Consider the following 26,430-nt stretch of genomic DNA (forward strand, 5'->3'; position numbering starts at 1 on the left):
CTTCCCGACAGCATTGCCATCAGGTGGGCCAGACTTCTGTACCGCTAAGTATGTAATCTGAGGTTCAGGTCAAGCGCTAATTTTGTACCGACCGATATTTTTTTCTGAAACGGTCGAAACCGGGCTTTAGCGGGAGGGCCAGATTGCCAGTGTCGCGCTCGCTACACTCTCGAGTTCGGCCCGCGACATGCCGGACTTGGCCTGCACCGAGAGCCCCTGCAGGACCGTCTTGAGATAATTGGTCAGGGCTTCGGCATCCGCCGGGCCCGTGAAATCGCCGGCCGTAATCCCCGTTTCGATCCGCTCGACAAGCGCCCGATGGGTATTCGCCGCGATGCCTTCGATGTGCTGGCGTATCGTCGACGTTTCCGCTCCGCAGGTCACCGTAGCCATCACGCCGAGGCAACCGCGGCAATCGCCGCTCACCAGTTCGATGGCGCCGTTCAGGAGATTGGCGACCATCCCCTTGGTGGTCGGGGCGGACAGGGCCTCGTGAATGTAATTCAGCTTTTCGCGCTCGTAGAGGTCGAGCGCCTGGGTGAAGAGTTCTTCCTTGTTGCCGAACGCCGCGTAGAGACTGGGCCGGGTAATCCCCATTGCATCGGTCAGATCGGACATCGATGCGCTCTCGTAGCCCTTCTCCCAAAACACGCGGAGGGCTGCCGCCAGGGCATCCTCGACGTCGAATTCCCGTGGGCGACCGCGGACTGCTACGTTTTCCATATCGGTCGGTATATATTGATGCCGTCGGAAAGTGCAAGCTTGCCGACGGGCTGCCGTCGCTGAGCTTTGGCTGTTGCGTGCGCGCTTCGGCCTGCGCGCCCACTTTGACGTCAAAGCCTACTACGCATATGAAAGCGCAACCAAAGAGGGGTGTGGCGGACGTGAAACTGCTCAATCGTTGTATGGCAGCAATGTCGATCTTCCTCGTTTCGCCTGCGATGCATCCACTCCTCCCGCTGCACGAGGCAACCGACGCTGTCGCTGATCGCGACCTTCTCATAGATGCGGCAAACGCGTTCATCGATGCCATCGTCGTGCACCGCGATGTCGCAAGCCTGAGCACGACCCGCGGCGCTCGCTGGACTGAAAACGGCTCCGTGATCGACGCGTCCGAAAGCCGCCTCGTGTCCGCACAGACCATCGGATACCGCCTGATCTTTGCGGACGAACTGACCGGCCAGGTCGCATTCTATGGCGCGGTTTCAGAGCCGGGCGGCGGCAGAGCGGCTGTGTTCGTCCGTCTGAAAACCGTGCGAAGGGAGATCGCCGAAGTCGAAATCGTCCATGCCCGTCAAGGGGAAGCATCGCTGTTTCGGCCCGAGGCCATGACCCTTCCCGATCCGATTTATGCAGAAACAGTGCCCGCCGACAAGCGCAACACGCGAGCCGCCCTGATTGCCGCCGCGCAAGCATATTACGATGGCATCGAGGCGGCGGACGGCTCTCGCGTCCCGGCCGCACCGGGGTGTTACCGTGTCGAAAATGGGGTCGACACGCATATCGAACCCTCGCTCCAACTGAGCGGTCATTGCAACGCGGGCCTGGCGAATTTTACCTGGATCAAGCCGGTACGCGATCGCCGCTTTCCCATCGTCGACGAAGAGCGGGGCCTGGTCTGGGCGATCGTGGTGATGGATATCGCGGGCGGGCCCTACCAGACTATGATCGATGGGCGCCCGACGCAGGCCGTGCGGCCGCCGCGTTCGATCATCGTGGGCGAACTGTTCAAGGTCGTCGGAGGGCGCATCAGGCGCATGGAGGTGGTCATGCGCAACGTGCCCTACGGCAGCGGGACCGGTTGGGCTGCATAGGGGCCGGCCAAACCTCCTTTACAGGCAAACACAACTGCATTATGGAAGCGCAACCATTTCGGGCTTGGGAGAGCATGTTGGGCGTTCGGAAAATACTTGCGGTGCTGTTGGTGGGCGTGACCCTATCGACGGGCTCCGCCTCGGCGCATCACAGCTTCGCCATGTTCGACAAGTCGAAGGAGCGGTGGATCGACGCCACCGTCGACCAGTTCCAGTGGACCAACCCTCACACGTGGATTCAGGTTACGTCGCGCGGCGAAGGGAAGGCCGTTCGCTGGAGCCTCGAGGGCGGTAGCCCCAACATCCTTTCGCGCAACGGCTGGAGGCGCTCCTCGCTGAAGCCCGGCGAGAAGGTCAGGGTCCTGTTCTATCCGCTGCGCGACGGCAAGCCCGGCGGCAGCTTCGTCGAGGTGCACAAGACCGACGGCACGGTGCTGTATTACCATGGCTGAGGCGCGTCTGGCTCTTCTGGGCCGGTTCCTCGCGGTGAGCTGCGCGCTGGTGCCCCTGCCTGCGATCGCGCAGACCGATGCCGAGGTGGCCGAAGTGGTGGACGCTTCGCGGCCCAGCGACCCGCGCGATTTTTCGGGCGTGTGGATGAACGACTTCACCTTCGACGAACGGCTCCGCCGCGCCGGCTTGAAGCGGCTCGAGGACGATCCCGGTCCGCCGCCTCCGCCCGCGGTCGAGGACTTGCCGCTGACGTCCGAGTATCGCGAGAAATATCGCGCGATCCAGGCGGAGCGCGCGAAGTTGGCCGAAGGGGCCGAGCCCTGCGCCTGGCCGGGCATGCCGCGGATCATGGTCTACCCCTATCCGTTCGAGGTGCTCCACACGCCGGGCCGCATCACCTTCATCTTCGAAGCGGACAACCAGATCCGCCGCATCTTCCTCGACCGGAGCGAGCACCTTCCCGAGGACGATCTCGATCCGACGTACAACGGGGATTCCATCGGCCGCTGGGAAGGCGACACGCTGGTCGTCGACACCGTCGGGTTCCACGAGCACACGCTCATTCCCCCGGGGCTACCCCACAGCGGCGCGATGCGCATCGGCGAACGAATTCGCTACCTCGACAGCGACACGATCGAAGTGCGCATGGTCATCGAGGATCCGGAGGCGCTGACGCGGCCGATCGAGCAGCGGGTGATCTACTCCAAGCGGCCCGACTGGCGGATCCGCGAATACAGCTGCCTGGAAAACAACCGCGACGCCCCCGACGCGCAAGGCGAACGGTCCGGCGGGGTTGTCGAGCAGTAAGGTTTCACACGGCGCGAGGGCGAACAGCCGCCGGCGGCGATTGCGAATTGAAGGGTCGGAGAGGGTTATGAGAAACAAGCAACTGGCGATCGGGGCGATGATGCTGGCCTGCCTCGCGGGAGGAGCCTCGGCGCATCACTCCTTCGCGATGTTCGATCAGACGCGGACCATCCGCCTGAAGGGGACCGTGCGCGAGTTCCAGTGGGTCAATCCGCACACCTGGGTCCAGTTGATGGTACCGACCGGCGGCAAGACCGTCGAGTGGAGCATCGAGGGCCGCAGCCCCAACGGGCTTGCCCGGCGCGGCTGGACCCGCAAGACCCTGGAGCCGGGCGACAACGTCACCCTGATCGTCAAGCCGCTCAAGAACGGCAAGCCGGGCGGCGCGATCGTGCGGGTGGTCTTCGCCGACGGGCGCGAGCTCAACGCGGATACGCCGACCGCCGTCGACACCGACGAGGAGGGCGTGCGCCGGTGACACGCTTCTTTGCATCGATCGGCGCAGTCTCGCTTCTCGCGCTGGCGACGCCGGCCCTGGCGCAGGTCGAAGCCGCGCCGGCGCAGACCGTCATTGCGACGAGCACCGTGGCACCGTCCGCTCCGGCCGATTTCAGCGGGCTGTGGGCGATATCGAACAACAGTGTTCGCGGCGCGCTCGATGCCGAACTGAAACCGATCACCGGCGGCCTCCTCACTCCCGAGGGCGAGAAGCGCAAGGCCGAGTCCCGCCCGGCGCTCGACCCAAGTGCCCTGTGCCTTCCCTCGATGCCGCGCCACCTGGGCGGCCCCTATCCGATCCAAATCCTGCAAACGCCGCGATACCTGGTGATGCTGTTCGAATGGGATACGATCTTCCGCGTCATCTACCTCGACGGGCGGCCCCATCCCGACCCGGACGTAGAGACCCGCTGGCTGGGTCATTCCGTCGGCCGCTGGGAGGGCAGCGATCTCGTGGTCGAGACGACGAACTTCAACGGCAAGACCTGGCTCGCCGGCGATGGGACGCCGATGTCCGAAAGCGCCCACCTGACCGAGCGGTTTCGCCGCACGAGCCCGACGAACCTGGAAATCCTCACCGAGTTGAAGGACCCCGAGATCCTGGCGCAGCCGCAGTTCTCGAAGCTGGTCTATAACCTGAAGGACGACTGGGAGCTCAAGGAATACTTCTGCACCGAGGGTAATCGCGACAACGTGTTCAATGCGGATCCGGACAACCCCGGCTCGCTCGAACTCGAAGACGAGTTTCCCGACCAATAAGCGAACCATAAGCTTTCGGAATACGACCCGCCTACGAAGCAACTTGGTTAAAAAGACAGCGCTACCATTCATGACGGAAAGACATTCGCATGGTCGGTATCGATAGAACAAACAGGGAGAGGGAATGATGAATACGAACCACCTGCGGCTCCTGCCGTCGACGGTCAGCCAGGGATCGCTCGCAATCGCACTGGCGCTGGGTCTGGCGCTTCCCGCTGCCGCGCAGGACGCTTCCGATAACGGCGCCGATGCGGTCGAAGAAAGCGCGTCTACGGCGATCGACGAGGAGATCATCGTCACGGGTTCGCGCGTCGCCCGCAGCGGCTTCACCGCACCCACGCCGGTTACCGTTCTGGGCGCCGAACAGCTCGGCAAGCTGGCGGACACCAATATCGCGGATTCGCTCAACAGGATTCCGTCTTTCCGGCCGCAGAACACCCCCACGACGCAAGGGCTCGGCCAGGCGAACCTGGGTAGCCAGCTGCTCGATCTGCGCGGCATCGGCGCGACGCGCACGCTGGTCCTGGTCGACGGGCGCCGCCACGTACCCACCACCACGGGCGGGACGTTCGACCTCAGCCTGGTGCCCAGCAACATCATCGAGCGGGTCGAGGTCGTCACCGGCGGCGCGTCGGCGGCCTACGGCTCCGATGCGGTGGCCGGCGTCGTCAACCTGATTACCGACGGCCGGCTCGACGGGATCAAGGGCGAAGTCCAGTACGGCATCTCGAAAGAGGGCGACAACAAGGAATTCGCCGCGAACCTGTCGTTCGGATCGGACCTGTTCGGCGGGCGCGGCCACATCGTGATGGCCGGCGAGTACAGCCGCAACGGCGGGGTGGGCGATTGCTTCACCCGCAAGTGGTGCTCACCCGATGGACTGGCGGACGGATACACCATCGCCAATCCGGGCGGCGCCGGGGCGGGGGGCTTTCCCGCGAACGTGATCGGCCTGGTCAAGGTGGCCAACATGACGCCCGCCGGTATCGTTACCGCCGGTCCGCTGCGCGGCGTGCAGTTCAACGCCGACGGCTCGATCAATCCCAACCGCTTCCAGTACGGCCAGCTTTCGACGACCGTGTCGGTCTACATGCTCGGAGGGGAGGGCAAGAACTACTTCCACGAAGGGCTCAACATCCTGCCCGAGTCCGAGCGGTTCGCCGTTTACAACAACCTGTCCTACGGGGTGACCGACTCCATCACCGCCAAGCTCGCCGTTTCCTTCGGCCAGATCACGGCCAAGACGAACGCTGCGCGACCGCTCGACAGCGGGGCCCTGACGATCCGGCGCGACAATGCGTTCCTCCCGGCCGGTCTCGCCGCGCTGATGGACGACCCTAATCAGGACGGAAACAAGGCCGATGCGCTCGCCAGCGTGGCGTTCGGCCGGGTGACGACCGAAGGCGGCTTCCCGCGTACCGTGGCCAAGCGCAGCGCACTGCGGGTGGTCGGCGCGCTGGAGGGCAGCATCGGGCCGGCATGGGACTGGGATGTCTATTACCAGATCGGCCGCGCCGACAGCGACCAGAGCACGACCCGCAACAAGATCCAGGCGAATTTCGTTCGCGCGATCGATTCGGTCCGCAACGCGCAGGGCGTTGCCGTCTGCCGTTCGAGCCTGAGCGATCCGACCAACGGCTGTTCGCCGATCAACCCCTTCGGCATCGGGAAGATTTCCGATGCGGCGCTCAACTATGCGCTGGGCACTTCGATGAACAGTTTCAAGTACGTTCAGCACGCCGCGGCGGCCAACGTCACCGGCGAGCTGTTCGAAGGATGGGCCGGGCCCATCTCGCTGGCCGCCGGTGTCGAATGGCGCCGCGACACGGTGGAAGGGGTGAGCGACCCGGTGTCCACCGCGAACGGGTTCTTCAACAACAACACCGCGCCGATCAACGGCAAGATCAGCGTGATCGAAGGCTACGCGGAATCGGTCATCCCGCTGGTTCGCGACCTGAGCTTCACCCACCTGCTGGAACTCAACGGAGCGGTCCGCCAGACGCACTACGCGCGGGAAAATTCGTTCAATCCGCAAACGACGGTGAATGCGACGACCTGGAAGGTCGGCGCGGTGTGGGAGCCCGTCGAGGGCGTGCGCCTGCGCGCGACGCGCTCACGCGATATCCGCGCGCCTAACCAGGTGGAGTTGTTCTCCGGCCGGGCGAGCGGACAGAACTTCATTTCCGATCCGGTGACCAAGCAGCAGTACAACACCCGGGTCTTCACCAGCGGCAACCCGACGCTGGACCCGGAGAAGGCGAACACCAAGACGGCCGGCATCGCGCTGCGTAGCCCGCCCGGCATGATTCCGGGGCGGCTGAGCCTTTCCGCCGATTATTACGACATCAACCTGAAGGGGGCGATCGCCACCTTGGGCGGCCAGCTGATCGTCAATCGCTGCTTCGGCGGCAGCGCGGAATTCTGCGCGCTGCTGACCCGCGATCCGGTGACGAACTTCCTGACCGAGGTCGTCAACCAGAACCTCAACCTGACCAGCCTGCGGTCGCGCGGCTGGGATTTCGAGTTCAACTACCAGCTTCCGCTCAGCGAGATCGGTTCGTTGCCGGGCGATATTTCGCTCAGGGTCCTGGCCAACCGTGCGCTGGAGCTTTCGACGACCGATTCCGCCGGGGTGACGACCGACCGCGCGGGCCAGACCGGCCGTCCGGTTTCGCAGGAATCCGGCGTCCCGGACTGGACGGTGAATACCGACCTCACGTTCAGCACCGGCCCGTTCAGCGCCACGGTGCAGGCACGGTATTTCACGGGCGGGGTGTACAACGTCACGCTCGTGGGGCCGGAAGATGCAGGCTACTCGGTCACCGCGGCCAACAGCATCAACACCAACCGCATTCCCGGTCGGACCTACATCAATCTGGCGGCATCCTACGAGTTGACCCCCCGCTTCGAACTGTTCGGCGCGGTCACCAACCTGTTCGATGCCAACCCGCCGATGGCGCCGTCTTCGGTGGGGCCGTACAATTCCGTTCTCTACGATCCGATCGGGCAGACCTTCCGGGTCGGCCTGCGGGCGGAATTCTAGCCGATGGATGGGCAACCGGCGGCCAGCCGCGCGGGCGAGGGGCTGGTGCGCTTCGCCGGCGTCGGCAGGGCCGCCGGACCAGCCCGCTCGGCGCCAAGTTTCAATTCCTTGGACGCAGGATCGGGCGCCGCGCGATGCGTCTCCGATCTCGGGATGTGAAAGCGTGAGGGTAGCAATGAAGTTCGTGATTGGTGCCATGCTGTTGGGCACTGCCGGGGCATGGGCTCTCGGCTCGGCGTGGCGCGAAGACTCCGCGGGACGCCAGGATGTGGCGCAGCTTGCGGTTGCGCCGGAAGTCGCGGCCGCGGCGGAAGCGGGCATACCCGTCTGGGCAGCGCAATACGATGCATCGCGGATCGAGTTCGCGAGCACGATATCGGGCGCGCCGATGACCGGCTCTTTCGGACAATGGGACGCGCAGATAGCCTTCGACCCGGCCAATCTCGCTGCCTCGCGCGTGGCGGTGACGATCGACCTGGCATCCGCGCGCACGGGCGACGAGGCGCGCGACGAGATGCTGCCGGGCTCGGACTGGTTCGATGCCGGTCAGTTTCCGCATGGCACCTTCAAGGCAGACAGCTTCCGCTCGCTCGGGGCCGACCGCTACGAAGCCTTGGGCCAGCTTTCGATCCGCGGCGTGCAACGCCCGGTCACCCTGCCGTTCACGCTCGCCATCAAGGGCGACGAGGCGACGATGAGCGGCGCACTCACCCTTGATCGCAGGGACTTCGGGCTGGGAAAGGCGCAGTTCGCGGCAGTCGACGTGGTGCCCGCCGCCGTCGAGGTGAAGATCGCATTGAAGGCCAGGCGCGCGCAGGGGCTGCGCGCCGACGCGGCGGGCTTCGGCCAGGCGGCGACGGCCGATGGCGGGGCGGGGCAGTCCTGCACCTACGGCCCCTATTGGGGCGACGACTATCGGCCCAAGCCCCAGTTCGCCGGCCAGACCCGCGCTCCGGCGGCCAAGCGGACAAACGTCAGGCTGGAAACGCTCGCCGACCTCGACACCGCGTGGTCGATCGCATTCCTGCCCGATGGGAAGATGCTGGTAACCGAACGGCCCGGCCGCATGCGCATCATCGACCGCGATGGCCGCATGGGCGCACCGATTGCCGGGCTGCCGCCGATCAAGGTGATCGCCAACACGGGTCTCTACGATGTCGCTCTGGACCCCGGCTTCAAGCACAATCGCCGTCTGTACTTCGGCTATTTCGCCCCGGCGAAGGGCGAGGCGCCCACTGTCGAGACCGACCGCGCGCGGTGGACCGCATGGATGCATCTCTCGCAGCCGGAGCGCGACCGCCAGAGCATCGGCATGCAACGGATCGCGAGCGCGAGGCTCTCCAAGGACGGTACGCGCCTGGAAGACGTCAAGGTGATCGCGCAGCAGGCCGGGCTCGACGGCCGCATCGCGGTGGGCCGCGATGGCAAGGTCTACATCACTGCCGGGACGATCGCGGCGGGCGACATGGAGGTCGACGATTTGCCGCAGCGGCTGAACTACACCTACGGCAAGGTCCTGCGCATCAACCGCGACGGGACGATCCCGCGCGACAACCCCTTCGTCGGCCGCAAGGGCGCGGTCCCCGCGATCTACGCCTACGGCCTGCGCGATCCGCAAGGCGCGGCGATCAATCCGGTGACAGGCGATTTGTGGACCGTCGAGCACGGCCCGAGGGGCGGCGACGAACTGAACATCATCCGCTCCGGCCGCAACTACGGCTTTCCGACAGTTAGTTACGGACGAAACTATTCTGGCACTTTCATCAACGGCGGGGCGACGGTGCTAAAGGGGACCGAGCAGCCGGTCTATTTCTGGACCCCCTCGATCGCCCCCTCCGGTATGCACTTTTACAACGGAACCCTGTTTCCCGAATGGCGCGGCAACCTGTTCGTCGGCGCAATGGCCGGCAAGCGCCTGATGCGCCTCGTGCTCGACGGTAACCGTGTGGTCGGCGAGGAGCAGATGCTCACCGACCTTTGCGAACCGATCCGCGATATCGAGGAGGGACCCGACGGCGCCCTCTACCTGCTGACCAAGGGGCCGAAGTCGAAGCTGCTGCGCCTCACCCCTTCGCGCAGCTGACGTCGCCAGTGTCCCAGAGACGAGCGGTTCGCTATCATGCGGTGAGCATCGCACTGCATTGGTCGATCGCCGCCGCCATCGCCGTTCTTTACGGCCTGGGTTGGTGGATGACCGACGCGGTGCATGATCCTGAGCGCGTCATCGCGGCGTTCGCGGGCTATCAGGTCCATAAATCGCTGGGCCTGACGGTCCTCGTTTTGTCGCTGGTCCAGCTCGCCTGGCACTTCGCTCATCGGCGACCGGCCTTGCCCGCGCGGATGACCCGGTTGGAGCGCTTGCTCGCCAAAAGCATGCATGGCTTGCTTTTCGCACTGATGATCATGCTGCCGTTGTCGGGATGGTTGTACGTGTCGGCCGGGTGGGATGTCAGGGGAGGAGCGCCTCTTGCCATTCCCACCTTTTGGTTCGGCGCATTCGAATGGCCTCACATCCCCGCGATCGCCGATCTTGAGACTCCTGCACGCGCGGCGGTGGCACAGGCAGCTCTCAGGGCGCACGACTGGCTTGGTTGGGTGGGGCTCGTGCTGATCGCGGGGCATGCGCTCGCGGCGTTGCATCATCATTTCCACGTGCGCGACGCCGTGCTCTGGCAAATGCTGCCGATAGGTCGCCGGCCGGAGCTGGGCGACGGCTCCTGACCACTGCGAAAAGAGTTCGCTTCCAAATGACGGTGGGCCGCATTAGGTCACCAGAATTGCGGCTACCCTGGCGTACCTTTCCGGTTGCATGAGGAGGAGCGAGTACGCTTGGTCACGACCGGACGCCCGACCCTAGAGGACGTTGCCTCTCTCGCCGGCGTCGCTCCCGTCACTGTTTCGCGTGTCGTCAACGGCAGTGAACAGGTCAGGGAAAAGACCCGCCAGAAGGTCATGGCCGCGATCGAACAGCTTGGATACGTTCCAAATCGGCTTGCAGGCGGCCTGGCATCGGCGCGCAGCAGAACGATCACGCTGGTCGTCCCTGCCAGCTACCTCAGCACCGCGAACTTCCTGCGGGGCGTCATCACCGCGGCGACGGACGCAGGGTATCACGTCTCCGTCGGCTTCTCGGGATCGTCGCGGAAGGAAACCGAGCGTGCGGTTCGCGAAGCGCTCAGCCGATGCCCCGAGGGAATGATCATCGTAGGCGGCTTTCTCGATGAACCGGTCCGACAACAGATTGCAGCGGCTAACATACCGGTCGTCGAAGCATGGGAAATCCCGCAAAAACCTGTCGACATGGCGGTCGGGTACTCGATCACCGCCTTGGGACACAGGATAGGGCGCTATTTGCTCGACCGTGGGTATGTGCGGCCGTTCATGGCGTGGTCGAACAACCCCCGCGCCATGGTTCTGCGCTATGCGATCAATCAGGTCATGCTCGATGCCGGGCTGGAAGAACCGCAGCACGCCGATTACGAATTTCCCGGCACCTTTCCCGATGGTATCAACGCGGTCGGCCGCATCGCCGAGATAGAGCCTCAGCCCGACGTCCTGCTCGCGATGTCGGACTGGGTTGCGCACGGCGCCATCTTCGAGGCGACCCGGCGCGGCTGGCGGGTGCCGCAGGATCTCGCAGTCGTCGGATTTGGCAACCAATCCTTCGGCGAATTCCTGTCTCCGTCGCTCACGTCGGTCAATATCAATGGCGAACTCGTCGGAACCCTGTCGGTCTCATTGATTTTGAAACGGCTGCGTGGACAGCCCGTCGAGCAGCCCGTCATCGATGTCGGCGCCGAGCTCCTGGTGCGCGAGAGTTCGTAAGCCGCCAAGGCTCACATCATGGGAAGCCCGAGGGCCATTCCTATCGTGCAGGCGGCAAGGAACGTCCCCAATGGCAAGGGCGAGGATGGACCAGCCAGCTTTTTTGCGCGCAGAACCGCGTAGACGGCAATCCCCAGGCAGCTTGCGCCGAGCAGCAGGAGCGGCAGGTTGCCGAGCCCGCACCATAGTCCGATGGCGCCGAAGAGTTTCTTGTCGGCGCCGCCGAGGCCGTTACGCCCCTTGAGGGAGCGGTAGCCCCAAGCCACGGCCCAGAGCACTCCGAACCCCGCCGCCCCTCCGGCAAGTCGCTCCCACAACTCGACGCCTTCCGGTGCGGGTGCGATCAGCGCTGCGACCGCAGTTGCAGCCACCAGATGATTTGGCAGCCAGAGGTAAAGGGCATCGAACACTGCGAGAACCAGCAGCAACCAGACGAGGGGGGCAAGGAGGGGCTGTCCGACTGCGAAAAGCCACGCACCGCACAGTGCACTTGCGACTTCGAGCGCGAGATGCTGCCGGGAAATCCGCTCGCCACACTTCGCGCATTTCCCGCGCGAAAGCAGGATTCCGGCAAGGGGGATGATGGCATGCCAGGGAAGTGTGGTCCCGCATGCGTCGCAAACCGAACGCCCGGTGTTCGCGCTGCCCCCGCGCGGAAGCCGCCAGAGGACGGTGGCAAGGTAGCTTCCGGCGACACTTCCGAGGATCGCACCCAAAGCGGCAAGCAGGATGGTGTCGCTGGGCATCGATCTGCCTTTACGGCGCTCTGCGGTGCGATGGAACACGGGTCTATTCGCCCGGTCGCTTCTGGTGCCGCAGGCGGGGCGGTCGCTTCAGTCGAGCCCCGGCGCGCGATCAGGGCAGAGGCGGTGCTCCCAGGGGCGGTGCGCCGCGCCACCGGCGAAGAGGGACCGCTTGCGGAACGCCTTCGACTGACCGGCGATAAAGCAGGGTCGTCAGGCGCTGCTTCGACCTGCCGATGGTAACCCCCGCGCGGGACCAGAAGTAGCTCGACGTCGTCCCTGCACCGGGTGGGGTAAAACTTCCCACCTCGGCCAATGTCCTGTCGGTCAGAATTTCCCTCTCGCGCCGTGCCACGATCGCATTGGCGCGCCCGGCATTTCCGACCAGAACGGTGACAAGCTCGGGCGGCGCGCTGTTGAGGTTCACCGTGGTCCCGGGCGGCAGGGCCGTGGCCAGCGTGGCGAGCCGTACGATGTCGGGATACGGGACGCCGGCCGCCTCGAGCTCGTTCAGGCTGCGCAAGCCCTGCCGCTCGATAACCGCGCCGGCGATCTGCGTCTCGCGTTCCGCCGGGAGACCTAGTTGCGCGACGATGGCCCGAAGTATCGAACGCGAAACGAGATCGCCCCGCGCCAGATTGTTGAGATTGAAGCGGTCCTGCGCGTCGGTCAGAACGAAATCGAACGTACCGTTGTCGATCTTCCGGTCGTTCTCGGCAATGGCCCCCCACGCTTCGAGCCTGCTGTCGCTTTCGGATCCTTCGACCAGATCCCGCCGCAGGGCAACGACGGCCGACAATTCTGCCCCCTTCGCGGTCGCCTGCGCCTGCGCGACCTCGCGCATCTGGATGGCAAGAGCCATGTCGCCGTCGTCTCCGGCGATCATGACGGCGAGAATGGACGTGGCGAGCATGACGATGACCAGGACGTTGATCAGGATCGTCCCGTCCTCTCCCGGTGGGATCTGCTTCATGGTCGCACCGTGGGCAATTCGATCACCCGCCGCACCGGGCCGGAAGTTTCGTTGGCGCGTGGCGCAAGCTCAAGGACGATCTCCAGCGCGCGCGGCATGGGCTGATCGGCAGCCACGACCTGCGGAATCGGCTCCCACTGATCGTTGAGCAGGACCCGCATCGTCAGGCTCTGAACCCCATCGAGCAGGATCGCCTCACTTTCGCCCGAACCGCGCGAAATCGCCCCATCGGCAAAAGCATAGGCCACTTCATACTCGCCGCCAGCGCTGGCGCGCACGATCTGCACCGTGCCGTCTTGCGCGAACGGCCCTTCGGTCATCTGCTCAAAGTCGGCGGAAAGGAGATAAAGCGCCCGCTGGACCTGCGCCAATCGGGCACCGCGCACCTCGGTTCGCTCCTGAACGTCCACCACGGTGGTCACCAGGCTGACGCCGGCCAGCGATATCAGCGCGAACAGGACAAGCGAGATCAGGACTTCGATCAAGGTGAAGCCGTCGCTTCCGTCGGCGGAAGGACCGTGCGACGGCTCCATCAGGCCGCGGGATGAACCTTGCGGACGCCCGTCGTGGCCACTTCCAGCACGACCATCTCACGCGCCGCGCTGCCGTCTTCCCGAAAGCGGACATGACCGCACACGCCGGCGAATCCATCGCCCGAAAGCACCGCAGAGCGATCGAGCGCCCCGGTCAAGCGCATCCGGCGTACTGCCATCGCGGCGTCGTAGGCCAATGCCGAGATGAGGCCGGGTCGCGTTCCGATGCGCTTTTCGTACTCGTTCGCGAATGCCGAGAAACGCTCGGGATCGGCGGCCGAGAGCCAGGTTCCTTGCAGTGCGCCGTAATCGGAAGGATCCAGATCGAGCTCGGCAAAGGCGCCGAGGGCTTGGACGCCGATGGCTGCGATCTCGGGCATGAGCCTTGCAAGCGATTCCTTGTCGGCCATCAGGACCGCGTCCGGATAACCGTCGGTCGAGCCGGCGACCGATTGAGGCAAGCCGGTCTGCGGCGAAAACGTCGAGACTTCGAGGCCGAGCGATTGCGCTTCGGCTCGAGCGGCCTCGTTGACCTGGCTGCTCCAGGCGCCCGGCAAATCGGCGACGGCGACCCGGCGGATACCTCTGCCAGCTGCGTAGCGCAGGACCGACGATACCGATTGGCGCGCTGTGATGCCCAGCATGAAAGCGCCGCTCTCTCTCAGGGCGGCGTCATTTCCGAAAGCCACCACGGGAATTCCCGCCGCAGCGGCGACCACGCCGCGCACGGAACCCGAGTGTACGGGACCTAAAATGATCCCGGCGCCCTTCTTGCGCGCCTGCTCGGCCGCGGCGGCGGCCCCCTCAGCAGTGTCGCCGGTGTCGAACACGATCAGCTCGCCTGCTTTATTATCGCCTTGCGCGAGCAGGGCTGCGCGTTCCATGCTGCGCCCCAACGCGGCGAGGTCGCCGGACTTCGGAATCAGCAGGGCTGCCGGCGGCGACTTTTTCGCCGCCGTTGCCGCCCCCGACCAGGAAAGTGGCAGCGACGATGCAATCAGGAATGACGGGACGGATTGCAGCAGCCGACGTCGATCCACTCGCACTTCAGGATGCTCCCGTTCGCCACCGGCGCTGGCGCCGGCCAAAGACAATATTCATCGCGATGGGTCTGATAGCATACATTTTCGCGCTTATCGCGTTCATTCCCGCCGAGGCGGTGCTGGACGAAAACGACGGCTTCCAGGTCGGCGGGACAATCTGGAACGGCAATGCCGTGCTGGGCGGAACGGTGCAGGCCGACTGGGCCGTAAGTCCGATCGACAGCATTTCGAGATTGGCGTTCAGCGCACGAGTCCGCATCACCGGAGGGGGCAGCGATCTGACAGGACTGATAACCCAACGTGGCGAACAGTTCGGAATTGACAACCTGTCCGGCCAACTCGGAGGCGGCACGCTCGAGGCACTGTTTCCGCGCTTGCCGGTGCGCTGCAGCTTCGAAGGCAGTCTGCGGATCGAGCGCTTGAGGCTGGGCGGGCAGGGCCAGACGGCGGAGGGACAGATGTTGACCGGACCGGTCTCATGCACGGCCAAGCAGCTCGCCGGCGTGCCGGTGAATTTCCCCTCCCTTGCCGGACGGATTGCTCCCAATGCGAACGAATCCACCGGATCGATCGCGACGACGGGTGCGCAAGCGGTGTCGCTTGTCGAAGTGCGCCTGTCTCCCAAGGGCGCACTGAGCATCTGGCCCACCCAGATGGCCATCACCCGCGCGCCGTTCCTGGCGGGATTGCGCTACGATACGGTGGTCGACTGATCCGCGCGACTAGATTGCCAGGTCGTTCAGCCCGATGATTGGCATGAGGATTGCCATCACCATCAGCAGCACCATACCGCCCATCAGCAGCAGGACGATGGGTTCCACCAGCGAAACGATTACCTGGAGCTGCTCCTCGACTTCGCGGTCGAGCTCCCCCGATGCCTTATGCAACGCGATACCGAGCTTGCCGCTGGCTTCGCCGCTTGCGACGATCGCAACCAGCATCGGGGGCAGGATGTCGGCCTCCCGCATGGCGTGACTGACGCTGTCGCCTTCCCGCACCTTGTTGGCCACGCCTTCCATGCTCGTGCGGACGTAGCGGTTGGGCACGACCGCTGCTGCGGCGTTGAGTGCGTCGAGCAGCGGTACCGCGCTCTGGACCAGGGTCGCCAGCGTGGCGGAGAACCGGGCGGCGTTGAACTGACGGACGAAGCGAGCAAACGGTCGCCGCGTCACGAGGAAGCGATCGAGAGCCAGTCGCCTTTCCGGCCGTTTCATCTCGCGGCGCAGCAGAAAGCCCGTGACCACTAGCAATAGCAGGATGATCAGGCCGTAATCGTTGACCAGCGTGCTCACGGCGATCAGCAGCCGCGTGAGCAAGGGCAGGTCAGCCCCGCGCGAAACGAAGACGCGGACGATATCGGGCACGACGTAGACCATCATCGCCGTCATCATCAGCGCGGAAATCGTCGCCAGCAGCCCGGGGTACAGCAGCGCCATCAGCAATGTGCGATTGGCGCGATGCCGCGCTTCGACGAAGTCCGCGAGATACGCCAGCACTTCTGGGAGGCGCCCAGCCTGTTCGCCCGCTCTGATGGAGGCGACGTAATATTCGGGAAACGCCGTGGGATGGGTCGCCAGGCCGTTGGCCAGGCTGGAACCTTCGAGCACGCGTTGCCGCGCATCGGCCAGAACCGCGCCGATCGCGGGAGTCTCGCTTTGTCGCGAGACAAGCCGCAGCGCCTCCTCCACGCGCACCTGGCTGCCGATCAGCGTCGATAGCTGCCGGGTGGCAGTTGCCAGATTGCGGCCGGTTACCCGTTGTCCCGGGCGAAATCGCGACAGGAAGCTGGCGCTCGCTCGAGCGTCCGTTGGACCATCAATTGCGGGTGGCCGCGTGGAGGTGACTTTGACGGGAAGGAGATTCTGCGCGCGAAGTGCGTGGCGGGCCGACGACACGTTGCCAGCCTCGATCGTCCCGCGCTTCGTTCGTCCGCTGCCGTCGATTGCTTCGTAGGAATAGGCCGCCACGTCAGCTTTCCTCGCGCACGACGCGCGCCACCTCGCTTATGCTGGTGAGACCTTCTCGGACCTTCGACACTCCATTCTCGAGCAGCGAGGGGCTGAGAGTGCGGGCATGCTCCAGCAATCGGGCCTCGGGCACGCCATCGTGGATCAGGGCCTCCATCGTGGAGTCTACCGGGATGAGTTCGTGAATGCCGATCCGGCCGCGGTAGCCATCGCCATGGCAGGCGGGGCAGCCGATCGGGATCCAGATCGATTCACCCGCTTCGATCCGGCCGTCCATCAGCAGAGCTTCCGCATCCGTGGCAGGACGCCGCTCGGCGCAGTCGGGGCACAGCTTGCGGACGAGGCGCTGCGCCAGCAAGCCGATAATCATGGGAGCAAGCAGATAGCGTTCGACCCCGATGTCGATCAGCCGGGTTATGCTCCCTACCGCCGAATTGGTATGGAGCGTGGACAGCACCAGGTGGCCGGTCATGCTGGCGCGCACCGCGACGTCCGCGGTTTCCGCATCGCGAATTTCGCCGACCATGATCACATCGGGGTCTTGCCGCAGGATCGCGCGAAGGCCGCGTGCGAAATTCATGTCCGTGCGATGGTTGACCTGCGTCTGTGCGATCCCTTCCAGCTCGTATTCGATCGGGTCTTCGACCGTCATGATGTTCGAGTTGCGATCGTTCAGTCGGCGCAAGGCGGCATACAGCGTCGTCGTCTTGCCCGACCCGGTCGGCCCGCTGACGAGAATCATGCCGTTGGGCCGGGCGAGCAGGCGGTCGAGCAGTTCCGCGTCGCGCGAATTCATGCCGAGGCTAGTCAAATCGAGGTCGACCGACCCGCGATCGAGCAAGCGCATGACCACCCGCTCGCCATGCTGGGTCGGTATCGTGGAGACACGCACGTCGACATCGTGGCCGCCGATCCGCAGCGTGACCCGCCCATCCTGGGGAATGCGCTTTTCCGCGATGTCCAGGCGCGCCATGACCTTGATGCGGCTGACGAGCAAAGGCGCGAGTTCGCGCTTGGGCTCGATCACGTCGCGCAGCACGCCGTCGATCCTGAAGCGGACGATCAGGCGACGCTCCTGGGTCTCGATGTGAACGTCCGAGGCACGCTGCTTGATCGCTTGCAGGAGCAGTGCGTTGATCAGCCGGATGATCGGCGAATCGTCGCGGTTATCCAGCAGATCGTCGACCTCCGCGGCGCTGTCGGCCAGGGAAGCGAGGTCGAAGTCTTCTCCCATGGTGATTTCGGGCGCGACGCTGGCCTGTTCGCGGTACTCTTCCTGCAGAAGAGATTTGAACGCTTCTGCATCGACCGATCGCCAGGTGAGCGCGCCGAACGTTCGCTGGATTTCGAGCAGCGTCGCCAGCGACGCATCGGTCCGGTGGATGCAGACCGCCTCGCCCTCTTCGAGCTTGACCAGGGCACCGCCGTTACGCGCGAAATTGTAGGACAGGCTGGGCGGGACCAGAGGGGCCCGTCCGAAGTCCGCACCGGTGGTGGACCAGTCGGTAATAGCTTGTTCGGTATTCACTGGCCAAAGACCAGGTCGGCGGTGACGAGCCCTGTCGCCCCCTGTCCCGTGATATCCGCATCGCGCAAGCGCAGCGAACTCGTGCGCTCGACGTCGGCGATCAGGTTCACGACCTTGTCGAACGCTGCATCGGCGAATTTGACCTGGACGTTGCCCCCTTGGTCGCCGATCTGCGTCAGCGTCAGTTGGGCGGTTGCCGCGCTTTCGGTGATGATCGCCACGCCCGCCCCGGTGCGAACCCTGGCGAACGAGGTCGCATCGCCGCCTTGGCGCAACCGGGCCTCGAGCAGTGCGGCCCCATGAATGTCGGCAAGCGCATCGTCGCGTGCGTCGCGCACAGGTGAGAGCAAAAGCAGCAGGAGCGCAAAAATGGCGATCGCGGCGAGTGCGCCCAGCAGGATTTGCTCGCGCAGGCTTCGCCCGCTCCACCATACCGTCACGTTGCGCCAGTAAGGCTCCAGGCGGTCGATTTCGAAGCGATCGCGCAAGGTCATCCGCTCACCGTGAACGTCGAAAGCGTCAGCGCGCCTTCGTTCCGTGCTGGGCCTGGTGTGACATTGAGCCCGCTTGCCTTCAGGGCGGAGGTCAACGCTGCCATCTGCTCGTTCCCGGCTACGCCGAGCTCCAACGTGAGGTTGCGGTTGGAATTGGAAAACCTGACGGCGCGCCAGGCGACCGGGAACGACACCGTGGCCACCGCAGCGCCGCTGCGCGCAAGAAGGGGGACCATTGCGCTCGGGGGTCCGACCGGTCCTTCCGGCGTCAATTCTGCCACCGTCGCACCGAGGTCCGCGCCGATCACCAACGAAGGTTGCATGTTTTGCGCCAACTCGCGCACCTCGGTTTCCCGCTCGTCCGCGATGCGCCTCAGCGCCATTGCGTCAGCCACCGCGATGACCAAGTGCGCGGCGGCCCCCAGGGCGGCAACCATGGCGACCCGTTTCCACAAAGGATCGAGCCGGCGGCGCGGCAGGGCGTAGGGGCCTTGCCGTAGGTCCAGGGACGGCAGGATCAGCCGCTCTGCCAAGGGCTCTGCCTGGAGCACGACGCTGGCCGTTTCCATTTCAGGCGGGAGCGGGTCGCCGTAGGTGGAACAGTGCGGCCGCCCGGCCGCAACCCACGCCTGTTCGAGCATTTGTACAGGAATGGCAAAGCCCGTCCCATCCGCGGCGCGGACCAGCGCGCGGTCCGCCGCGATATCGACCGCCCAGGTCAGGTCCCCCGGCACCGGTAGCGCCAGTGCATCGGGGACCAGCGAACAATGGAAAAGCTCTGCGGCCTCCAGCGCGCCGATCCATTCTCGCATGAGGTCGTGGCGAACCACGCCCGCCAGAAACACGTTGGGAGCCAGCTGCTCGCCAAGCGCGACGTGGACATCTTCCAGCCGGTCGGCGATTCGTTCCTCGACGGCGAAAGGCAGCAACTGCCGGCGCTTTGCCAGGTTCGTGATCGGCGGCAATTCGACAGCCAGCAGCAGGACATGTTCGGTCTTGACGAGGCCGACGCTGGGCCCCTCGTCGAACTCCGCAATGTTGACGACCTGGTTCGCTTCGACGGACCAGATCCCACTCGATTTGCGGGGCGCTGACACAATCCCGTCCAATAGTAAGCGTGGATTTTCCATGTCCGGCGCAATAGTATGAGGTATGCCAACTCTCCGAAAGCCCAATTCTGAAAACCTCGTCATGCGCCGCGGATCGGCGGGCTCGTCCGAAGCAGGCCTGACCCTGATCGAGATCCTCGTGGTCTTGGCGATCATCGCCGTCATGGCGTTTCTGATTGTCCCCAATGTCATCGGCCGCCCAGATCAGGCCCGGGCAACCGTGGCGCGAACCGATCTGCAGACCATCTCCGCAGCCCTCAAGATGTACCGCCTGGACAACGGCGATTATCCCGCCACGTCGCAGGGGCTGTCTGCTCTTGTGGAGCGGCCCACTAGCGGGCCGGAGCCACTGAACTGGTCGCCGAACGGGTATCTGGGGCAGCTGCCGGAAGATCCTTGGGGTCGACCGTACGAATATCGCTACGAGGGTGGGACGGTCGAATTGGGCTCGCTCGGAAAGGATGGCACCGCCGGCGGCGAAGGCGTGGATGCCGACATAACCTTGTCCGAACGATGACCGGATTTCGCCCGAGCGGACGGGCGGTGCGGCGTCGCGGGAAGCGCGGCGAAGAGGGGATGACCCTCATCGAGATTCTCGTGGTTCTGGCGATCATCGCCGTCGCCTCTGCCGTCGCGGTGCTGGCGGTGGGAGACGATCACGGCATGAGCGGCCTGGCGGAGGCCAAGCGCATTGCGGGCCGGGTCCAGTTTGCATCGGATCGAACCCTGACCGGGGAGGGGCCGCTGGCGCTGGTGCTCGATGAAGGCGGCTACACCTTCGTCGAACGGGACGAGAATGGCACCTGGTCGGTCGCCGACGATCTGGCGTTCGAAGGCGAGGCGACGATCCGCGATGGCTTTTCGTTGCAGCCCCAGGGCGGCGAAGGGCCCTTCATGCTCGGCGCGGACTACGGCGGACAGCCTTTCACCCTGATCCTGAGCGACGGGCAGCGTAATTGGGCGATCGCCTATGACGGGATGACGGCGAGCGCATCGCCGGCCGCAGGGAGGGGAACGTGAACCGGGCCGTGCCTGCCGAGCAAGGCTTCACCCTGATCGAGGCGATGGTCGCCCTGGTGATCCTCGGCATAGCGTCGGTGGGAATCGTCCGCGCAGTGGAAGCGCACGTGGATCGGCTCGGTCAGATGGAGGTCCGGGCGTCTGCCCAGATGGTGGCGGAAAATGCGCTGGCCGAGGCGCGCCTCGGAATCCTGTCGGCGGGAACGACCGATCAGCGCATGCTGAACCGCAACTGGCGTGTCTCGACCAAGCTCGACCAGAGTGCCGACCCCGACATGTGGTTGGCGACGGTCGAAGTATCCGATCCGGCATCGGGAGCCGCCATGGCGACCATGCGCGGCTTCGTCGATAAAGGCACGATAACTCCACCATGATGCGGATTGGACAGGAAATTTCGATGGGCCTGCGATCGTGTGGTCGCAGGGACCTGTTCCGAACGCTCGATCGGTGGAATAGAGCGCCGCGAGATGAATAGTTCGAGGCCCCTGTCCACCATCCTGGCCGTCGCATTGGCGTCGGCAGTTCCGTTGCATGCGCAGAATGCGCCGGCTGCGACGGCCGATGTGGTGGTGAACATGCGCGACGTGGACATTCCCGACGTGGCGCAGCAGGTCTCGCGGATTACGGGGCGCACGATCATTCTCGATCCCGCGGTCCAGGGGAAGATCAACGTGACCTCGGCGGTGCCGCTCAGCCCGGGCGGCGTGTGGCAGCTGTTCGTCACGGCCCTGCGCGGCCAGGGTTTCGCGGTCGTCCAGACCGGCCGGGCCTGGCGGGTCGTGCCGCAGGCGACCGCGGTGCGCGAGCCGGTGCGCCAGGGCAGCTCGGCCCAGATCGTCACCCGTCTGATCCGGCTGCGCAGCCTCGATCCGGAAGAAGCGGTGCGGGTGTTTCGCCCGCTGATCGCGCAGTTCGGCAGTATCGAGGCGGTCAGCAACCCCGATGCCATCGTGGTCACCGACTTTGCCGACAACGTGGCGCGCATCGCGGCGCTGGCCAACACGCTCGACCGGGGCGGCGGCGGCGACGTGTCGACCGCGCTGATCGAGCTGCGCGAAGGCTCGGCGGTGGACGTGGCCACGGCGATCCAGGCGGTGTTCGGCGACAAGGAGGGGGTGCGCGCGGTCGCCGACGAGCGCAGCAACGTGGTGCTCGTGCGCGGCAGCGCGGCCGAAGTGGCGGAAGCGCGGCGCATCGCGGTCAGCCTCGACCGGCCCAACGGCGAGGCCGCGACCGTCAGGGTGATACGGCTGCGCTACAACGACGCCGAGACGGTGACCGAGGTCATCAGCGGCCTGCTGGGCGAACAGGGCGCCGCGGCCAACCCGGTCGCCAGGACGCTGGGCTCGCTCGCCCAGAGCCGCCTGGCCGGCAGCACCTCGGCAGCGGCGCGCGCGGCGGGCTCGGCGAGTTCGACCTTGGGCGGGTTGCCTTCCGCCGCCGACGCGCCTGCCGTGGGATCGGGCCTGAGCGTTCGCGACAGCCGGGCCGGCAGCGACACGCCCGCGCCCGGCTTCGCGACCGAGGACTTCGCCATCCAGGCGGCCCCCGATCTCAACGTCATCGTGCTGCGCGGCGCGCCTTCGAAGATCGCGCCGATCGAGGCGCTGATCTACGAACTGGACGTGCGCCGCCCGCAGGTGATGATCGAGGCCGCCATCGTCGAGGTGACCGGCGACCAGTCGGAGCAGCTGGGCATCCAGCTCGGGCTGGGGGCCGCGGCCGACTATCCGATGAACACCGGCGGGAGCTCGTTCTCCAACCTTGGTCTCTCGCTGCGCCAGGTCCTGGGGTTCTTCGGCGTGCCGGCGGCCGGCCTGATCGCCAGCGACGGGGTATCGGGCGCCATCGGCAGCCGGGGCGACTTCGGCCTGCTGGTCCAGGCGCTGGGCACCTCGTCCAAGGCCAACCTGCTGTCGACCCCGAGCATCACCACGCTCGACAACGAGGCGGCCGAGATCGTGGTGGGCCAGAACGTGCCGTTCCGGACGGGCAGCTACCTGACCGAAGGGGTCACCACGACGCCGTTCACCACGATCGAACGGGCGGACGTGGGCATCACCTTGCGGGTCGTCCCGCGCATCCACGAGGAAGACACGATCCGGCTGGAGGTCGACCAGGAGGTCTCCTCGCTGGTCACCGGCGTGACCGGCGCGGCCGACCTGATCACCAACCGCCGCTCGATCCAGACGACGGTGCTGGCAGACGACGGCGAGACGATCGTGCTGGGCGGGCTGATCAGCGACGACCAGATCCAGTCCAAGAGCCAGGTGCCGGTGCTGGGCGACATCCCGATCGTGGGCGAGCTGTTCAAGAGCCGGGTCAACCGCAAGACCCGGCGCACGCTGTTCGTGTTCCTCAAGCCCACGATCCTGCGCGACGGCGAATCCGTCGCCGCCGCGGCCGCGCGCCAGTACGGCCGCGTGCGAGGCGCCGAACTGGGCCTGGACGAAAACCGCAGCCTCCTGCTCGACCCGCCAAACGCCCGCCTCCCCGCCGAAATCGACGGGATCTATTGAGCGGTCATTAGTAGGCTGGAATAAGGCGTGAAATCGGTGCCAGCAACGGGCCGAAAACGAAGAAGCCTATTGCGACATCGTCAGGATCGCCTGCTCGCCGGCGTTTTCCAACACCACCCGATCGGCCGCCAGGGATATCAGCTTCCATCCATCGATATTGCCGCCGCGCGACAAGGTCGCTGTCCGACCTCCGGGCAGCCTTATCAAGGCCTGCGCGTCATCCGGAAGACGCCCCGCTACGCCGATCAGCGTGAAGCCTGTTGCGATATCGGCACCCTCGCTTGCCGCCTCCCTTGTGGCAAACAGCGGTCGGAGGGCGTTTGCCGACGCGGTCGTACTCGGACGCAGCATCAAGATCGTGGTCTCCTGCGGCTCGAAGGAGGAGCGATCGGCCCCTTCCGGCATCAGGGCTCGCCAAGCCAGCGCGACCAGCATGGCCGACACCGCCAAGCCCCTGACCACCCAGTGCGCCCGGGGAGTCATTGCTTCTCGATCCATGGGACCACGAGGCTGGCGGAGAACGCTGCCCCTCCGTCTGCGGACGAAACCTTCCATTCGGAAATCGCGATGGGGGGAGTGCCCGTCTCGATCTTCTCCGCAACGGACAGGACCGCTGCCTCGGGACCCTCGAGACTGATCGCAAACTCCAGCGGTCGGGCGGCGAGCGGGCGGGAACTGTCCAGCGTCACTCGAACCGCATACTGCTCCGCCAGGTTCGAGAGATATGTCCTGATCCGCTCCTGCGCCGCGAAGGGTGAATTAGCGATAACGGGCGTAACGGCCACCTTCTCATTGCCCGCTAGCACGGGGGCGCCAGCAAGGCTGATCCGGTACTTGCCGTCGTCCCCGCGAACCTGGGAAATTTGGGCGAACCTGGCGAGGTCGGGATCGGTCGTCGCCTGGGCGCGGGCGGCATCGGGGTCGGTCGCCGCGATTTCCAACTGCACGCCGCCGTCGCCCTTCGCGCCCACGGTGGTGATTTGATAGCCACGTTCGGCGGTGCGGCCGGCGAGGGCGATGGCCGCGATGACTGGTGTCTGTAAAAGGCCTTCATCGAGCGTGGCCGAAGCCGGCACTGTTGCCGACAGTGTGGCCTCCGTCGAAGGCTCCGGCTTCGTAACGACGGACAAGAGCGCGACGGCAAGCGACGCTGCTACCCACGTGGAGGTCACGATAGCGCGCCTGGCGGCCTCAACCGGAAGACCATGAAACGGCAAACCCGTCCGCTCGTCGATGGCGCCGCCGGAATCGAGCGCCGGTTCCAGCAACGACTTGCGACAGACCGACGAGCCCAGTTCTCCTTCTGCGCCGACGACGGCATCCGTCCAAACGAGAAGGTTCAAGGATAGAGGAACGCGCTCCTCAATCATCCGCGCCAATTCGCTCTGGCTGTCGGGCCTGCGCGGCAAGGCAATCCATATCGATTCAGCGGCTGGGACGATTTCGGGAGGCGCCGGATCGCCGCGCTTTCGATCGCCGGACGGAGCAGCGTCTCCGTCGATCAACAGCAGTTCGTCATCAGCTTGATTCATGCCAGCAGCCCCGCGACTGTCGCCAGCAGAAGCACGCCGAAGGATGCCTTGGCTGCGATGGAAGTCACCTCCAATCCTGCGCCCGCCCGGCGTTCGCATTCCTCTGCGACCCGCTGCGCCGTCTGGTGCAGGTCGCCGGTCATCAAGACCAAGCGGTCGACCGGGCCGAGTTTGAGCATTGCTGCCAAGCCCTCACGCGTTCCGGGCGCTTCCCCCCAGGTCGGCTCGATCTCCTTCAGCCGCAGGGCTGCTATCCGCACCGCGTTTGCGGGCGCTATCCCAAGGCCCGAAAGTGTGGCGACAATGCGCAGGATTTCCGCCCGCACGGCATCGGCATCCGCGGTCGCGCCTCTTAACTGAAAGAAGCGGACGGCGAACGCCACGCCGACCGCCGAGATGGCGACGGCGAGAGGCCAGGATACTGCAGCCGAAAGCGCCACGAGCGCGGGCCAGAGGAAAAGGGATGCGGTGGCGCTTGCGGAAACGCTTCGGCGCCAGGAGCGCCTGCGTTCACGAATGGCGGCGATACCGGCGAGTGACTGCACCTGTCCCGCCTCGTCATGACAGGATGCCAGGCTGATCCGAATCCAGGCGGGCATCGTGGCGAGACTTTCGCCCCATTCGGCCAGGCCAATACCGGCGCCACCGGTAAAAGTTTCGCCTTGTGATGGATGGTGGAGGGGAATTTCGGACCGACCCGCGGCCAGCCCCAGCGAACCTACGGAGCGGCCGGCACTGGTGAGACGGACAATGCACTCGATCGTATCGTCGAGCGTCCCGGTATTCGAAAGAAACTCGGGCAAGCGCTCGGTCAGGCTTTTTGTGGGACTCGCCTCAATTACGTCCGCCAACTTTGGCGACTGCAAAGCGGGAGTGGAAACCGATCGGAGCGGTGGTGCCGTCACCCGCGCGGCTTTGAGCGAGACCTTGATCTCTACATCCGAACCTTCGGCAAACTGCAGGGCCCGAATTGCTTCCGCGCTCAGTTCGTGTTCCGCTTCCACATGCAGGGTGTCGCCGGACCGATGCATTCCGACGATACCGTTTGCCTTGGCAAATGCCGACGCTGGTAGCTCCGTTCGCTGCACTTCGTCCCTCATCTACCGACGGCGATTCGTCAGACGCCCAGACGGATCGAAAGCCCAAATCCGTAGAACACGGCGGCATTCCCACGATTGATGCCGTGCAAGCAAGGCTCAGTTGGAACAAGCTCGAGCCCATCGGGGCGGGCATATGCTCCGCCTGCGAAGTGGTGGGCTAGCGCGCGGCTCTTGAGGCAATCCGAAAGTGAAGCAGATCACGCATAATCAGCGCAATTTTTCTCAGGATTCGATGACGATCTTCACGTCGTCCGCATCGATACCGAGCTGGTGCGCGATAACTTCCTTGGCATCGGAAATGACGTCGCCGAAAGGACGCTCCGCCTTGTCGAAACTTTGGTGCGAGCGCATCAGCATCGCGGAGAGCTGCGCCCGCCGCTCTCGGCGCGGCAAGCTTCGACCCTTGACCCAGTTCCATACCGAGACTCGGCTGACGCCGATCTCCCCGGCAATTTCGGCAAGGGACATACTCCGCTCTCGGACAATAAGATCGACCAGTTCGGCGACAGGAAGTTCGTCAGCTGAGACGAGCTGACGATTCTTCTCAAATTTTTCGATATTTGACAAAATGAGTGCGACCCCAAATCGAGCTTCAAGGCATGCCCTTGAATTGATGCGACATTATTTGCTTTAGCAAATATCGGGCTGAACGCAAGTTGAAGGCAACCCT

The 26,430-nt window shown here is 65.1% G+C and carries 27 protein-coding genes; 14 read left to right on the forward strand and 13 right to left on the reverse strand.

Translation table 11 applies throughout. From position 1 onward, the window contains the following. Nucleotides 1–126: 126 nt before the first annotated feature. A complete protein-coding gene (locus tag ACWPMZ_RS16225; RefSeq protein WP_455705095.1) occupies nt 127–723 on the reverse strand; it encodes a TetR/AcrR family transcriptional regulator in 597 nt (198 codons plus the stop codon). A gap of 161 nt (nt 724–884) precedes the next feature. Between ACWPMZ_RS16225 and ACWPMZ_RS16230 the strand changes: the two genes are divergently transcribed. From ACWPMZ_RS16230 to ACWPMZ_RS16270, 9 genes are all read left to right on the forward strand, one after another. Next, the gene (locus ACWPMZ_RS16230; protein WP_455705096.1) at nt 885–1,814 is read left to right on the forward strand and encodes a hypothetical protein; all 930 of its coding nucleotides are present in this window, start codon (nt 885–887) and stop codon (nt 1,812–1,814) included. Nucleotides 1,815–1,930: 116 nt separating this feature from the next. Then, on the forward strand, nt 1,931–2,266 hold the full coding sequence (locus tag ACWPMZ_RS16235) for a DUF6152 family protein (protein WP_455705097.1): 336 nt from the start codon (nt 1,931–1,933) through the stop codon (nt 2,264–2,266). After that, nucleotides 2,259–3,074: a hypothetical protein gene (locus tag ACWPMZ_RS16240; RefSeq protein ID WP_455705098.1), complete on the forward strand. Its 816-nt coding sequence runs from the start codon at nt 2,259–2,261 to the stop codon at nt 3,072–3,074. The genes ACWPMZ_RS16235 and ACWPMZ_RS16240 overlap by 8 nt, the downstream gene beginning before the upstream one ends. 67 nt (nt 3,075–3,141) lie before the next feature. Continuing rightward, complete coding sequence (locus ACWPMZ_RS16245; protein ID WP_455705099.1) at nt 3,142–3,552, forward strand: DUF6152 family protein; 411 nt, start codon at nt 3,142–3,144, stop codon at nt 3,550–3,552. After that, on the forward strand, nt 3,549–4,331 hold the full coding sequence (locus tag ACWPMZ_RS16250; RefSeq protein WP_455705100.1) for a hypothetical protein: 783 nt from the start codon (nt 3,549–3,551) through the stop codon (nt 4,329–4,331). Before ACWPMZ_RS16245 ends, ACWPMZ_RS16250 begins: the two co-directional genes overlap by 4 nt. Nucleotides 4,332–4,455: 124 nt before the next feature. Further along, nucleotides 4,456–7,374, forward strand: coding sequence for a TonB-dependent receptor domain-containing protein (locus tag ACWPMZ_RS16255; protein ID WP_455705101.1), 2,919 nt, complete (start codon nt 4,456–4,458; stop codon nt 7,372–7,374). A 175-nt stretch (nt 7,375–7,549) separates the two neighbouring features. After that, nucleotides 7,550–9,457 (forward strand): PQQ-dependent sugar dehydrogenase, encoded by a 1,908-nt coding sequence (locus ACWPMZ_RS16260; protein WP_455705102.1) that lies wholly within the window; start codon nt 7,550–7,552, stop codon nt 9,455–9,457. A gap of 41 nt (nt 9,458–9,498) precedes the next feature. After that, nucleotides 9,499–10,095: a cytochrome b gene (locus ACWPMZ_RS16265; protein WP_455705103.1), complete on the forward strand. Its 597-nt coding sequence runs from the start codon at nt 9,499–9,501 to the stop codon at nt 10,093–10,095. A 108-nt stretch (nt 10,096–10,203) separates the two neighbouring features. Next, a complete protein-coding gene (locus tag ACWPMZ_RS16270) occupies nt 10,204–11,199 on the forward strand; it encodes a LacI family DNA-binding transcriptional regulator (RefSeq protein WP_455705104.1) in 996 nt (331 codons plus the stop codon). An 11-nt stretch (nt 11,200–11,210) separates the two neighbouring features. On the opposite strand, the gene ACWPMZ_RS16275 is transcribed toward ACWPMZ_RS16270, so the two are convergent. The 4 genes from ACWPMZ_RS16275 to ACWPMZ_RS16290 form a co-directional block, all read right to left on the reverse strand. Further along, nucleotides 11,211–11,945, reverse strand: coding sequence for a prepilin peptidase (locus tag ACWPMZ_RS16275; protein ID WP_455705105.1), 735 nt, complete (start codon nt 11,943–11,945; stop codon nt 11,211–11,213). Nucleotides 11,946–12,054: 109 nt separating this feature from the next. Next, nucleotides 12,055–12,915, reverse strand: a complete 861-nt coding sequence (locus ACWPMZ_RS16280; protein ID WP_455705106.1) for a general secretion pathway protein GspK — start codon at nt 12,913–12,915, stop codon at nt 12,055–12,057. After that, the gene (locus tag ACWPMZ_RS16285) at nt 12,912–13,448 is read right to left on the reverse strand and encodes a prepilin-type N-terminal cleavage/methylation domain-containing protein (protein ID WP_455705107.1); all 537 of its coding nucleotides are present in this window, start codon (nt 13,446–13,448) and stop codon (nt 12,912–12,914) included. The genes ACWPMZ_RS16280 and ACWPMZ_RS16285 overlap by 4 nt, the downstream gene beginning before the upstream one ends. Further along, nucleotides 13,448–14,536, reverse strand: coding sequence for a penicillin-binding protein activator (locus ACWPMZ_RS16290; protein WP_455705108.1), 1,089 nt, complete (start codon nt 14,534–14,536; stop codon nt 13,448–13,450). Before ACWPMZ_RS16290 ends, ACWPMZ_RS16285 begins: the two co-directional genes overlap by 1 nt. A 17-nt stretch (nt 14,537–14,553) precedes the next feature. Between ACWPMZ_RS16290 and ACWPMZ_RS16295 the strand changes: the two genes are divergently transcribed. After that, on the forward strand, nt 14,554–15,204 hold the full coding sequence (locus tag ACWPMZ_RS16295) for a hypothetical protein (protein ID WP_455705109.1): 651 nt from the start codon (nt 14,554–14,556) through the stop codon (nt 15,202–15,204). A gap of 9 nt (nt 15,205–15,213) precedes the next feature. Here the strand turns inward: ACWPMZ_RS16295 and ACWPMZ_RS16300 are convergent, their stop codons facing one another. Genes ACWPMZ_RS16300 through gspL form a run of 4 tightly spaced genes read right to left on the reverse strand, consistent with a single transcriptional unit; the run spans nt 15,214 to nt 19,610 of the window. Beyond that, nucleotides 15,214–16,458 (reverse strand): type II secretion system F family protein, encoded by a 1,245-nt coding sequence (locus ACWPMZ_RS16300; RefSeq protein WP_455705110.1) that lies wholly within the window; start codon nt 16,456–16,458, stop codon nt 15,214–15,216. A gap of 1 nt (nt 16,459) precedes the next feature. Next, the gene (locus ACWPMZ_RS16305; protein ID WP_455705111.1) at nt 16,460–17,986 is read right to left on the reverse strand and encodes a GspE/PulE family protein; all 1,527 of its coding nucleotides are present in this window, start codon (nt 17,984–17,986) and stop codon (nt 16,460–16,462) included. Next, entirely contained in the window at nt 17,983–18,480 is a 498-nt protein-coding gene (gene gspM, locus ACWPMZ_RS16310; RefSeq protein ID WP_455705112.1) for a type II secretion system protein GspM, read from the reverse strand. The genes ACWPMZ_RS16305 and gspM overlap by 4 nt, the downstream gene beginning before the upstream one ends. Beyond that, the gene (gene gspL, locus ACWPMZ_RS16315) at nt 18,477–19,610 is read right to left on the reverse strand and encodes a type II secretion system protein GspL (RefSeq protein WP_455705113.1); all 1,134 of its coding nucleotides are present in this window, start codon (nt 19,608–19,610) and stop codon (nt 18,477–18,479) included. Before gspL ends, gspM begins: the two co-directional genes overlap by 4 nt. A gap of 61 nt (nt 19,611–19,671) precedes the next feature. On the opposite strand from gspL, the gene gspG reads away from it, so the two are divergent. The 4 genes from gspG (at nt 19,672) to gspD (ending at nt 23,128) form a co-directional block, all read left to right on the forward strand. Continuing rightward, the gene (gene gspG / locus ACWPMZ_RS16320) at nt 19,672–20,106 is read left to right on the forward strand and encodes a type II secretion system major pseudopilin GspG (RefSeq protein ID WP_455705114.1); all 435 of its coding nucleotides are present in this window, start codon (nt 19,672–19,674) and stop codon (nt 20,104–20,106) included. Beyond that, on the forward strand, nt 20,103–20,609 hold the full coding sequence (locus ACWPMZ_RS16325; protein WP_455705115.1) for a prepilin-type N-terminal cleavage/methylation domain-containing protein: 507 nt from the start codon (nt 20,103–20,105) through the stop codon (nt 20,607–20,609). Before gspG ends, ACWPMZ_RS16325 begins: the two co-directional genes overlap by 4 nt. Continuing rightward, nucleotides 20,606–20,983, forward strand: coding sequence for a type II secretion system minor pseudopilin GspI (gene gspI / locus ACWPMZ_RS16330; protein ID WP_455705116.1), 378 nt, complete (start codon nt 20,606–20,608; stop codon nt 20,981–20,983). The genes ACWPMZ_RS16325 and gspI overlap by 4 nt, the downstream gene beginning before the upstream one ends. 93 nt (nt 20,984–21,076) lie before the next feature. After that, on the forward strand, nt 21,077–23,128 hold the full coding sequence (gspD, locus tag ACWPMZ_RS16335; protein ID WP_455705117.1) for a type II secretion system secretin GspD: 2,052 nt from the start codon (nt 21,077–21,079) through the stop codon (nt 23,126–23,128). A gap of 66 nt (nt 23,129–23,194) precedes the next feature. On the opposite strand, the gene ACWPMZ_RS16340 is transcribed toward gspD, so the two are convergent. The 4 genes from ACWPMZ_RS16340 to ACWPMZ_RS16355 form a co-directional block, all read right to left on the reverse strand. After that, on the reverse strand, nt 23,195–23,572 hold the full coding sequence (locus ACWPMZ_RS16340) for a hypothetical protein (protein WP_455705118.1): 378 nt from the start codon (nt 23,570–23,572) through the stop codon (nt 23,195–23,197). Nucleotides 23,573–23,607: 35 nt separating this feature from the next. Next, entirely contained in the window at nt 23,608–24,660 is a 1,053-nt protein-coding gene (locus ACWPMZ_RS16345) for a hypothetical protein (protein WP_455705119.1), read from the reverse strand. Continuing rightward, nucleotides 24,657–25,760 (reverse strand): hypothetical protein, encoded by a 1,104-nt coding sequence (locus ACWPMZ_RS16350; protein WP_455705120.1) that lies wholly within the window; start codon nt 25,758–25,760, stop codon nt 24,657–24,659. Before ACWPMZ_RS16350 ends, ACWPMZ_RS16345 begins: the two co-directional genes overlap by 4 nt. A 222-nt stretch (nt 25,761–25,982) precedes the next feature. Next, complete coding sequence (locus ACWPMZ_RS16355; protein WP_455705121.1) at nt 25,983–26,327, reverse strand: helix-turn-helix domain-containing protein; 345 nt, start codon at nt 26,325–26,327, stop codon at nt 25,983–25,985. Between the last annotated feature and the right edge of the window lie 103 nt (nt 26,328–26,430).

The organism is Tsuneonella sp. HG222 (genome assembly GCF_053819185.1).

Bases quoted from the DNA above. Each gene is read 5' to 3' on its own strand.
- ACWPMZ_RS16225 (WP_455705095.1), bottom strand. From the start codon at position 723: ATGGAAAACGTAGCAGTCCGCGGTCGCCCACGGGAATTCGACGTCGAG.
- ACWPMZ_RS16240 (WP_455705098.1), top strand. From the start codon at position 2,259: ATGGCTGAGGCGCGTCTGGCTCTTCTGGGCCGGTTCCTCGCGGTGAGC.
- ACWPMZ_RS16245 (WP_455705099.1), top strand. From the start codon at position 3,142: ATGAGAAACAAGCAACTGGCGATCGGGGCGATGATGCTGGCCTGCCTC.
- ACWPMZ_RS16255 (WP_455705101.1), top strand. From the start codon at position 4,456: ATGATGAATACGAACCACCTGCGGCTCCTGCCGTCGACGGTCAGCCAG.
- ACWPMZ_RS16260 (WP_455705102.1), top strand. From the start codon at position 7,550: ATGAAGTTCGTGATTGGTGCCATGCTGTTGGGCACTGCCGGGGCATGG.
- ACWPMZ_RS16275 (WP_455705105.1), bottom strand. From the start codon at position 11,945: ATGCCCAGCGACACCATCCTGCTTGCCGCTTTGGGTGCGATCCTCGGA.
- ACWPMZ_RS16280 (WP_455705106.1), bottom strand. From the start codon at position 12,915: ATGAAGCAGATCCCACCGGGAGAGGACGGGACGATCCTGATCAACGTC.
- ACWPMZ_RS16285 (WP_455705107.1), bottom strand. From the start codon at position 13,448: ATGGAGCCGTCGCACGGTCCTTCCGCCGACGGAAGCGACGGCTTCACC.
- ACWPMZ_RS16295 (WP_455705109.1), top strand. From the start codon at position 14,554: ATGGGTCTGATAGCATACATTTTCGCGCTTATCGCGTTCATTCCCGCC.
- gspM (WP_455705112.1), bottom strand. From the start codon at position 18,480: ATGACCTTGCGCGATCGCTTCGAAATCGACCGCCTGGAGCCTTACTGG.
- gspL (WP_455705113.1), bottom strand. From the start codon at position 19,610: ATGGAAAATCCACGCTTACTATTGGACGGGATTGTGTCAGCGCCCCGC.
- gspG (WP_455705114.1), top strand. From the start codon at position 19,672: ATGCGCCGCGGATCGGCGGGCTCGTCCGAAGCAGGCCTGACCCTGATC.
- ACWPMZ_RS16325 (WP_455705115.1), top strand. From the start codon at position 20,103: ATGACCGGATTTCGCCCGAGCGGACGGGCGGTGCGGCGTCGCGGGAAG.
- gspD (WP_455705117.1), top strand. From the start codon at position 21,077: ATGAATAGTTCGAGGCCCCTGTCCACCATCCTGGCCGTCGCATTGGCG.
- ACWPMZ_RS16345 (WP_455705119.1), bottom strand. From the start codon at position 24,660: ATGAATCAAGCTGATGACGAACTGCTGTTGATCGACGGAGACGCTGCT.
- ACWPMZ_RS16350 (WP_455705120.1), bottom strand. From the start codon at position 25,760: ATGAGGGACGAAGTGCAGCGAACGGAGCTACCAGCGTCGGCATTTGCC.